General features: G+C 57.3%; 2 protein-coding genes and 3 pseudogenes. 3 read left to right on the top strand and 2 right to left on the bottom strand.

Annotated features, from left to right (window positions below; genetic code table 11):
* Window positions 1–210: pseudogene (locus tag AB3X96_RS42120) on the top strand (IS701 family transposase); the annotation flags it as partial.
* A gap of 291 nt (window positions 211–501) precedes the next feature.
* On the opposite strand, the gene AB3X96_RS42115 reads toward AB3X96_RS42120, so the two are convergent.
* Complete coding sequence (locus AB3X96_RS42115) at window positions 502–837, bottom strand: transposase (RefSeq protein WP_368594360.1); 336 nt, start codon at window positions 835–837, stop codon at window positions 502–504.
* A gap of 106 nt (window positions 838–943) precedes the next feature.
* On the opposite strand from AB3X96_RS42115, the pseudogene AB3X96_RS42110 reads away from it, so the two are divergent.
* A pseudogene (locus tag AB3X96_RS42110) lies at window positions 944–1630 on the top strand (IS6 family transposase).
* Window positions 1631–1679: 49 nt separating this feature from the next.
* Window positions 1680–1811: pseudogene (locus AB3X96_RS42105) on the top strand (type II toxin-antitoxin system RelE/ParE family toxin); the annotation flags it as partial.
* Between the two features lie 457 nt (window positions 1812–2268).
* On the opposite strand, the gene AB3X96_RS42100 reads toward AB3X96_RS42105, so the two are convergent.
* Window positions 2269–3368: thioesterase domain-containing protein (locus tag AB3X96_RS42100; protein WP_368594359.1), on the bottom strand; the 1100-nt coding region annotated here is incomplete at its 5' end.

Raw genomic sequence — 3368 nt, 5'->3', positions numbered from 1 at the left:
CGGGCTCGGCCATTACGAAGGGCGAGGCTGGCGTGGCTTCCACCACCACGCCACGCTGAGTATCGCTGCATATGGGTTTCTGATGGCTCAGCGACTCAGGATGCGCTCGGATGAGCGCGATAAAAAAACTTCCCGGAACGCGCGATGCTTGCCCTTCCCCCGGATTACATCCCACGAGGCAGTCCAGCGCGCGCAACGCCACGCTCCTGATTCCATTACCACGTTGCGTATCCTGCTTGGACTACGGCTCATGCAACGATGGCATTCTTCCTGTACGGTAATAGGCTGCATAACTGATTATGTGACACAGTAAGATTAGTTTCGACGGTGATTATGCACGGAGCAGACGAACAAACCTGAGGCGCAAATCGATGTCGGGCACGGCATGTTGAAGATGCGACGATATGTTTCGGTATGCGAAGGTGCAGGGACCAGGTGGTCGAGCGCGATCGCGGCGCGGAGCAAAGCGCCGATGATGCTGCGCCAGTCCTGGGCATGAGATCAGGTGCGGCAATAGTGCCGCAGGTTGATCATCGTGTAGGCGAGTGTCTTGAATGCGTAGTGGACCAGGCTCAGGCGCTCGAAGCGCAGCAGCAGGCGGCGAAACTTGTCTTCCCAGGCGAAGAGCCGCTCGATGGTCCGGAAGCGCTCCTCGAAGACGGGCGGATCAAAGCGCTGCTTGCGGCCGCGCTTCGGTGTTTTGCGCCCACGCGGGTTCTCCCGGATGTTCGGGATCATGCCGCGATTGAAGATCGCCTTGCGGTTGGCCCGGCAGTCGTAGACGCCGTCCAGACTGACGGTTGAGCCGTGCAGGTCCATGCCAATGGCGCGGGCCATTGCGGTGAGTCCGGGCAGCGGCTCTGTCAGGTTGACGCAGGAGCGGGGGTAGAATGAAGCGATGAAGAAAAGATAGTCGCTTTATCACGGTCACCGCTTCCCTGCCATCGTCATCAGCTGCGCGGTTCGCTGGTATTTCCGGTTCAGCCTGAGCCTGCGCGATATCGAGGAGTTGTTGCTCGAGCGTGGTGTCGTCGTCACGTACGAAACAATCCGTTGCTGGTGCGACAGGTTCGGCGCTGAACTCGCCTAGCGTGCAAAGACGGCGCGGCGCAAGCGGGGCAACACATAGCATCTGGATGAGATGTTCGTGACGCTGCGCGCGGAGCCGTATCTGCTGTGGCGCGCGCTCGATGAGCATGGCACTGAACTCGACGTTCTGGTGCAAAAACGACGCGACAAGGCCGCAGCCAAGCGCTTCTTCCAGCGAGTGCTGCGATCAAACCCGGTGCCGCGCAGGATTGTCACTGACCAGCTACGCAGCTATCCGGCAGTGAAGTCCGAGATTCCAGAGCTCGCTCACGTGAAGCACGTTTTCGTCAAGGCGGTTGCGCGCGTGAATAACCGCGCCGAGAATAGCCACCAGCCGACCCGCAGACGCGAACGCCAGATGCTCGGCTTTCGCGATGCGCGTCGCGCTCAGGCGTTTCTCTCACGGTTCGGCCCGAGCCGGCATCACTTTGCTTTCCCCAGACATCGAATGAAAGCGGCAAGTCACCGTGCCGCACTCCAGGAACGCTTCGCCACATGGTACAGTTGGACTGGAACTGCCTCGATCGGTAAGGCTATTTAATATCGGTAACTACCGTTACCGGGTACGCGTACAGTCTACGTTCGTCAACTTGACAAAGCCCGGCCGAGTTCGTGGCACACGCAAAATGATCGTTCACCGCAACTACATTGTGTTCTATCGCGCCAGCGATGAAGTGGTGACAATCCTGCGCGTGAAACACGCCCGTCAGCAGTGGCCTTAACCATGTCGGTGACATCATTCCGCCAGCCTCTTCTAGACAGTGAATAACTATCAATGCGGCTGGAAGGCATCGACTGGCGTCAACCGACGAGAACGGCACGACCGACCTCCGAGTTATAAATGTCGACATTATTTAGCATCACTGATGACTTGACATAATTGAGCAGAGCTGGATTTTATTCGCTGCTCTCGTCTGCAAATTTTGGGAGCTTACCTGTTCTGCAATCGAAGACTGCCCGGTTGCGGGACCCGCGGCACCTGCGGTACCATCCCTTGTCAGCCCGCAACCGCTCGGCCTCAGTGATCGCGGATTCTCCAAGTCTGCCAGCTGCGCGGCGGCTTCCTCCGAGAAGGCCCCTCAGAGTTTTACCACGTCGCCAACTCACTGGTGTTCAAAGCGTGGGCCTGCTCCACATCCCAGATCATGGCCGCCGCTCCCAATCGATGCCCGAACAAGGTTAGCTCGGCGGCACCTGCGATTGCCGCCGACGGTCTGGTGAATTGTTCAAGGCTATCAAAAGGCATCGAGCCAGAACTCGGCGGTTTTCTGGGGTGTTCATCATCGTCGTGTGGTCACCCGGAACGGACACGGCGTGAATGGCTTCAGCACGCAAAACCCTGTCCCACCCCCGCAACGGCGAACTTGCTTCCTGACCTATTGAACCTCGTGCACGACGGCTGCGGACAGGTCCGTTGACATAAAACTGGTTGATCTCGATTCCAAGAGATGGAGCTTCATACAAGTCCAGTGCCCTTTGGAACTGCGCGGCCTTTTCATACGTCAGAAGAAGGCTTTCTAGATCACGGTCCTGGGGTATCGCCCCAATTTGCTGTGCCTTTTGAATCAGTTGGCCAATCGAGCTGTTTGCAGCAAATCGTTCTAAGACCTGGAAGCTGTCATCTTCCAAGAATTCCATAGAATCCAGCAGCACTTCCCGTGCCATTTGGGTCGGCGATAAGCTTCGTCGATTTGCAGGTAACGCAGCATCCATGAAGGCCATGAATGACACAGCTTCATTCAGATTCACTAAGTGCTGCGCAATCGCGTAAGCCAAGATTGCCCCAGATGAGTATCCAGCAAAGCGATACGGTCCATGTGGCTGGATCTCTCTAACTGCTAGCATTACTTCCGCCGCTATTGCCTCAAGAGTTAGTGGACGTTCGTCGTCGAAATGCGGCCATGGCAAAGCATAGACCGGACAGTCGACGTCCATTTCCTTCACAAGGGCGGGGACATAGGAACAATCGCCCAATCCTGTGGGAACAAAGAAGAGAGGTGGCTGTGATCCCGTTTCCAGAACGGAAATCACTTGCGGACTGCTGGGCTGTCGCTTCAAATGAATCTTCGATGCGAGCTCCCTCAGAACAGGGGCTTGGAAGAGGTCGGCAGCGCTAAACGTCAGCCCTGCTTTTTGTGCTCGACTGATCAGCTGCACCGCCAAGAGCGAGTGCCCGCCGAGCGCAAAGAAGTGGTCGTGGCGTCCGACCCGCTCCACACCGAGAAGCTCGGCCCAGATCTGTGCCAGCGTGATCTCGACCTCGCCTTGCGGCGCCTCAT

Origin of the sequence: Paraburkholderia sp. BR13439, from assembly GCF_040948805.1 — a bacterium.
Classification (GTDB): Bacteria; Pseudomonadota; Gammaproteobacteria; order Burkholderiales; family Burkholderiaceae; genus Paraburkholderia; species Paraburkholderia youngii.
Note: the sequence above shows the minus strand (reverse complement) of the source record. Positions and strands in the feature narration are given on the sequence as shown.

Excerpts from the sequence above, each read along its gene's own strand:
- AB3X96_RS42115 (WP_368594360.1), bottom strand. The coding sequence starts at position 837 with ATGGCCCGCGCCATTGGCATGGACCTGCACGGCTCAACCGTCAGTCTG.